We start from the raw sequence: 6,062 nt of genomic DNA on the forward strand, positions 1-6,062 counted from the left end.
AGTCGAGCACCTCGGGGGCGTACGACGGCGGCACGACCGGCGGGCGGTCCGGCTGCGCGGGGACGACCACGAGCAGCGGAGCGTCCGCCACCTCCTGCGGTGCACCCGGCTGCGCGCCCGGCTGCGCGGCCTGCGGCTCCCACGGCTGCTGCGGCTGGTCCGCGGGCCCGGCGGGCCGGCCGCGGGCGGCGGTGAGCAGCGGGGGTAGCGCCAGCGCGCCGAAGGCCGCCCACAGCAGGTTGGCCACCAGCACGGTGAGCACGACCAGGGCGAGGGTGCTCTCGCTGCCGACGCGCATGGCGAGGCCCTCCGGGGACAGGCTGGGCCCGCCGGCGGCGGGCCTGGCGGACTCCACCCGGAAGCCCGTGGTCAGGCCGGCCAGCAGCATCGGCACGCTGACCAGCACCGCGTACACCACGGCCAGCCGGATCCGGTCCAGCAGGCCGAGCCGGTGCCGGTGGGCGGTCCACCCGAGCAGGCAGACCGGGACCAGCGCGAGCAGTAGCGCCCAGCGCCAGTTCCCGGTGGCGCCGTGCAGGTCGAAGAGCGAGATCCGGAACGGCTCGAACTCGCCCATGCCCTCGTACCCGGCCGTGGCCACCGCGTGCAGGGTCGCCCCGGAGCCGAAACCGAGCAGTGCCAGACCCCCGTTGGGGATCAGCAGCAGCCAGACCGGATCGGACGGCAGGCCGTCCCAGGCGAGCACCACCACGGTGGCGGCCGCCGAGGCCAGCGCGGTCGAGAGCGCCGCCGTCCGGCCCGCGATCCGGGCCGCGGCCGGCCAGCCGCGCAGCACCGGCGTGGTCGCGGCCGCCCGGTTCAGCGCGTCGGCGCCGTACACCAGCAGGGCGATCAGGCCGGCCGCGAGCACCGTCCAGGCCGTCGACTGCAGCCAGCCGACGGTCATGGTCTGGTCCGCGGTCAGGGCGAGCCCGACCCCCCGGGCGTCGTCGCCGATCAGATCGTCCAGGTACCGCTGGGGCGGTGCGCCCGTCCTGGTGCCGGCCGCCAGGCCCAGCAGCAGGGCGGCCAGTCCGGCCAGGGCGGCCACCCGGGCCGACTCCAGCAGCGCCGTGCGGGCCGTCAGCACGCCGCCGCCACGGGCCCGCCAGAACCGCCGGGCGGGCCGCAGGCCGAGCCAGAGCGCGGCCGCCCAGAGCACCGTGACGGTCATCGGCAGCAGCCGGAGGTCGGAGATGTAGGTGGCGCCGCCGGAGCGCCCGGCAAGCGTCAGCGGCGCGCCGAAGCCCGCCATGGTGAGGCCCAGCGCGGCGCCGAAGCGGTTGCCGAACGGGAAGCCGCCGCGGATCCAGTGCCCGGGCAGCGCGATCAGCAGGGGCACCAGCAGCAGCACCGCGGTGGGCGGCGCCACCGCGCGCAGGGCCGGCAGCCAGTCCGCGCTCACCAGCCGGCGCAGCAGCTCGGGGCGGCCCGCCCGCGGGTCGTACGGCACCCCGCGGCCCCAGTGGCCGAGCGGCGGCGGGCCGCCGGGCGGGGGCGCGGCCGTGAAACCGGGGTCGGCGGCCAGGCCCGCGTACGCGCCGGAGCCCCCGACCTCGGTCACCTCGCTGATGGCGGAGACCGCCGGTGCGCCGAACGGTCGGTCGCAGGCGGCGCAGCGCTGCGCGCCGTCCGCGGACCCTGCTCCACAGGACGTGCAGATCGCCACGCAGTTCCCCCTGGTATGTCGCCCGAAGCCCGTTTATCCCACCGGCCGTGAGACGGTGTCAACCGGGTTCGGGCGCCGCTCAGCCGAGCCCGGAGCCGTCCTCCCCGGCCTCGGGGGAGGCATCCGGGACGGCCTCCTCGGCGGTTTCCGGGACCGCCTGCTCGGCGGTCTTGCGGGCGGGCACCGCGGGCACCGCGGGCACCGGCAGCAGCAGTTCGGCGAAGGCCCCCGCGGGGACGGCGGGCCGGACCGGGGCGACGGCCGGCACCCGCCGGTAGGGCTCGTCCTGGGCCGGGCGGCCGTCCGGCTCGCCCTTGTTGGGCCACATCGACAGCGCCCGCTCGGCCTGCGCGGTGATGGTGAGCGAAGGGTTGACGCCCAGGTTGGCGGAGATGGTGGAGCCGTCCACCACGCTGATCCCGGGGTGGCCGAAGAGCCGGTGGTACGGGTCGACGACGCCGTGCTGCGGGGAGTCGGCGATGGCGCAGCCGCCGATGAAGTGCGCGGTCAGCGGGATGTCGAAGATCTCGCTGGCGGTGCTGCCGGCGAAGCCGTTGATCGACTCGGCGAGCGCCCGGGCGCTCGCCTCGGCCGCCGGGATCCAGGTCGGGTTGGGCACCCCGTGGCCCTGGCGGGAGGTCAGCTTGCCCTTGCCGAGGCCGGACTTCTTGAGCGAGACGGTCAGCGAGTTGTCCAGCGACTGCATCACCAGGGCGATGATGGTCTTCTCCGACCAGCGGTGCTGGTTCATCGACTGGGCGAAGATCACCGGGTGCCGGGCGGCGGTGACGGCGTAGCGCAGCCAGCGCGGGCCGCGCCCGGCGCCGGGGACCTGCTGGACGCTGAGGGCGCCCATCGCGTTGGAGCCCTTGCCGTAGCGGACCGGCTCGATGTGGGTGTTGCCGTCGGGGTGGATCGAGGAGGTGATCGCCACGCCCTTGGTGAAGTCGACCTTCTCGCCGTAGCGCCGGTCGGTGGTGGACGCGCCGACGATGGCCTCGGAGTTGGTCCGGGTCAGCTCGCCGAGCTTGGCGGACAGGCCGGGCAGGTGGCCGCCGTCGCGCATCCGGTGCAGCAGGGTCTGGGTGCCGTAGGTGCCGGCCGCGACCACCACCCGGGCGCACCGGATGGTCCGGGCGCCGGCCTTCACCGGGTCCTTGGAGCGCGAGTCGGTGCGGCGGACGTCCACCGCGAAGCCCTCGGCGTCGGGGAGTTCGCGGATCCGGGCGACGGTGGTGAGCGGGTGGATCTCGGCGCCGCCGCGTTCGGCGAGGTGCAGGTAGTTCTCCACCAGGGTGTTCTTGGCGCCGTGCCGGCAGCCGGTCATGCACTCGCCGCACTCGGTGCAGGCCTTGCGCCGCGGGCCGGCGCCGCCGAAGTACGGGTCGTCGACCTCGCCGCCCGGTGCGGCCTTGGCGCTGCCGTCGCCGTCGTTGCCGTCACCGAAGAACACCCCGACCGGGGCCAGGTGGAAGGTGTCGCCGACGCCCATCTTCTCGGCGGCGGCCTTCAGGTGGACGTCGGAGGGCGTCACGGTCGGGTTGGTGCGGACCCCGAGCATCCGCTGCGCCTGGTCGTAGAAGGGCGCGAGCTCCTGCTCCCAGTCGGTGATGTGCTGCCACTGGCGGTCCTCGAAGAACGCCTTCGGCGGGACGTACAGGGTGTTGGCGTAGTTCAGCGAGCCGCCGCCGACGCCCGCGCCGCCGAGCACCAGCACGTTGGCCAGCAGGTGGATCCGCTGGATGCCGTACAGGCCGAGCGCCGGGGCCCACAGGTAGTTGCGGGTGTCCCAGGAGTTCTTCGGCAGCTCGTCGCGGCGGAACCGGCGGCCGGCCTCCAGCACCGCGACCCGGTAGCCCTTCTCGGTCAGCCGGAGTGCGGCGACCGAGCCGCCGAAGCCCGAGCCGACCACGACCACGTCGTAGTCGAGTCCGTCGCTGTCCGCCATCTGCCGCTGCTCCTTCGAAACGTCATGAGGGTGCCCGGGCGGGAGCCCCGGGGGGCTCCTCGGGCCGCTGGTGCGGGCGCGGCTACTTGAGGCGCAGCGCCTTCATCGCCTTCAGGCCGGTGGTGAACAGGGCCGCGAACTTCGCGTCGTCCAGGCCCATCGAGGGTGCCAGCGGCAGCACGGTCTGGGTCGCGATGGTCTGCGCCTCGGTGTAGCGCAGGATGCCCTCGGAGCCGTGCCGCCGGCCGAGGCCGGAGTCGCCCATGCCGCCCATCGGCGAGGAGACCGAGCCGTACGCGGCCGCGTAGGCCTCGTTGACGTTGACCGTGCCGGTGTGCAGCCGGGCCGCGACCGCCCGGCCCCGGCGCAGGTCCTTGGTCCAGACGCTGGAGTTGAGGCCGTAGGGGGTGGCGTTGGCGGCGGCGACGGCCTCGTCCTCGGTGTCGAAGCGGTAGACCGAGACCACCGGGCCGAAGGTCTCCTCGGCGCAGACGGCCATCGACTCGGTGACGCCGTCCAGGATGGTCGGCTCGTGGAACAGCGGGCCGAGGTCCGGGCGGGCCTGTCCGCCGGCCACCACGGTGGCGCCGGCCTTGACGGCCTCCTCGATGTGCCGGGTGACGGTCTCCAGCTGCCGGTCGGAGACCAGCGAGCCCATGTCGGCGCCGTACGCGAGGCCGCCGCCGAGCCGCAGCGCGCGGGTGCGCTCGGCGAAGCGGGCCAGGAAGCGGTCGGCGACCGAGCGGTGCACGAACAGCCGCTCGATCGAGATGCACAGCTGGCCGGCCGAGGAGAAGCAGGCCCGCACCGCGCCCTCGGCGGCCTTCTCGATGTCCGCGTCGGCCAGCACCAGCATGGCGTTCTTGCCGCCGAGCTCCAGCGAGGCGCCGACCAGCCGGGCGGCGGCCTGCTGGGCGACCTGGCGGCCGGTGCGGGTGGAGCCGGTGAACGAGACGTAGTCCGCGTGCTCGACCACGGCCGGGCCGATCACCGGGCCGTCGCCGATCACGATCTGCCAGCAGTCGGCCGGCAGACCGGCCTCGATCAGCAGCTCGCGGGCCCACAGCGCGGTCAGCGCGGTCTGCGTGTCGGGCTTGTTGACCACCGCGTTGCCGGCCACGAAGGCGGGCAGGGCGTCGCCGACGGAGAGCTCGAACGGGTAGTTCCACGGTGAGATCTGCCCGACCACGCCCTTGGGCCGGCGGGCCTCGACCGTACGGGTGAGCACCGGGACGGCCCCGGAGCGGTGCTTGTCACGCAGGTACGAGGGAGCCTTGCGGCCGTAGTGCCGGGCCGCCATCGCGACGGCCAGCACCTCCTCGAAGGCGTGCAGCCGGGCCTTGCCGGTCTCCGCCTGGATGAGGTCGAGCACCTCGTCCTGGCGGCGCAGCAGCAGGTCGTGGAAGCGCAGCAGGACGGCGGCGCGGCGGCGGACCGGCAGCGTGGCCCAGGCCTGCTGGGCCCTGCGGGCCAGCCGGTAGGCGGCCTCGACGTCGGCCGGGGTGGACTGCGGGAGGCTCGCCAGCCGGTCGCCGGTGAGCGGCGCGGTGGTGTGCACCGTCTCGGGCTCGCCGGTGGTGGTGATCCCCGCGGCCAGCCGGGCCACCACGGCGGGCGTGACCGCCGAGGCGACCGTGCGTGCGCCACCGGGCGCGGCGGGGTTGCGCCCGGCCCCGGTGCCGGAGCCGGTCTGTCCGTCTGCGGTGATGTCCGTCATGTGCGCAGCCTAGGGCCTGCACGGCCAGATAGGTACCCGCCGGTAACAGGAAACTGTCTGCGACGGAGACTTCAAGATCGACTCGGCCCGGACGGCCTCAGCGCAGCACCGCGAAGTGGTTCAGCACGATCGTGAAGCGCTGCTGCGCCTCGGTGCGGTCCTTGTCGGGCGCGGCCACCAGGACGTCGTACGAGGTGCCGTCGGCGGCCTTGAACTCGGCCTCCTTCAGGTACCGGCGGGTCCCCGAGTTGTCCGCGTTGGTGTAGCTGAACTCCCAGACCGAGCCCGGGAAGCCGTTCACCTTGATCTCCGCCAGCTGCTCGCGCCGGTAGCCCTGGCGGTTCTTCTGGATGCTCTGCTCCATCTCCTGGAAGTGCTGCACCGGGCTCAGCGACTGGCCCACCGTGACAGCGAACTGCAGGTAGTGCACCTTGTTGTCCGGGCTGTAGTAGATCTCGGTCTTGTCGGTGCTGCGCACCCAGGTGCCGCCGGTGGTGGGCAGCAGGAACCGGAACCCGGCCGGGTCGTCCACCCACTGGTAGCCGCTCGGCGCCGGGTCCGGGGCCGCCAGGCCGGTCGCCGACGCCTCCGGGCCGGACGGCGTCGCGGCGCCCCCGCCCACGTGGTCCAGCACGGCGTACGCGCCGCCGCCCACCAGCAGCGCCGTCACCAGGCCGATCAGCGCCAGCCGCAGGGCACGCCGGCGGGGCCGCCCCGCGGGGGCGGGT

The 6,062-nt window shown here is 74.6% G+C and carries 4 protein-coding genes; all 4 read right to left on the reverse strand.

The window, feature by feature from the left end:
- On the reverse strand, positions 1-1,669 hold a 1,669-nt coding region (locus tag AA75_RS19145; protein WP_033821325.1), incomplete at its 3' end, for a hypothetical protein.
- Between the two features lie 79 nt (positions 1,670-1,748).
- Complete coding sequence (locus tag AA75_RS19150) at positions 1,749-3,617, reverse strand: GMC family oxidoreductase (protein ID WP_082526645.1); 1,869 nt, start codon at positions 3,615-3,617, stop codon at positions 1,749-1,751.
- A gap of 82 nt (positions 3,618-3,699) precedes the next feature.
- Positions 3,700-5,334, reverse strand: a complete 1,635-nt coding sequence (locus AA75_RS19155) for a succinic semialdehyde dehydrogenase (protein WP_033821326.1) — start codon at positions 5,332-5,334, stop codon at positions 3,700-3,702.
- A gap of 97 nt (positions 5,335-5,431) precedes the next feature.
- Positions 5,432-6,062: hypothetical protein (locus AA75_RS49490; RefSeq protein WP_033821327.1), on the reverse strand; the 631-nt coding region annotated here is incomplete at its 5' end.

Source organism: Kitasatospora sp. MBT63 (assembly GCF_000710465.2).
Lineage (GTDB): Bacteria > Actinomycetota > Actinomycetes > Streptomycetales > Streptomycetaceae > Kitasatospora.

What these genes read in the sequence shown, in the direction of transcription:
- AA75_RS19150 (WP_082526645.1), bottom strand. Translation starts at nt 3,617, where the DNA reads ATGGCGGACAGCGACGGACTCGACTACGACGTGGTCGTGGTCGGCTCG.
- AA75_RS19155 (WP_033821326.1), bottom strand. Translation starts at nt 5,334, where the DNA reads ATGACGGACATCACCGCAGACGGACAGACCGGCTCCGGCACCGGGGCC.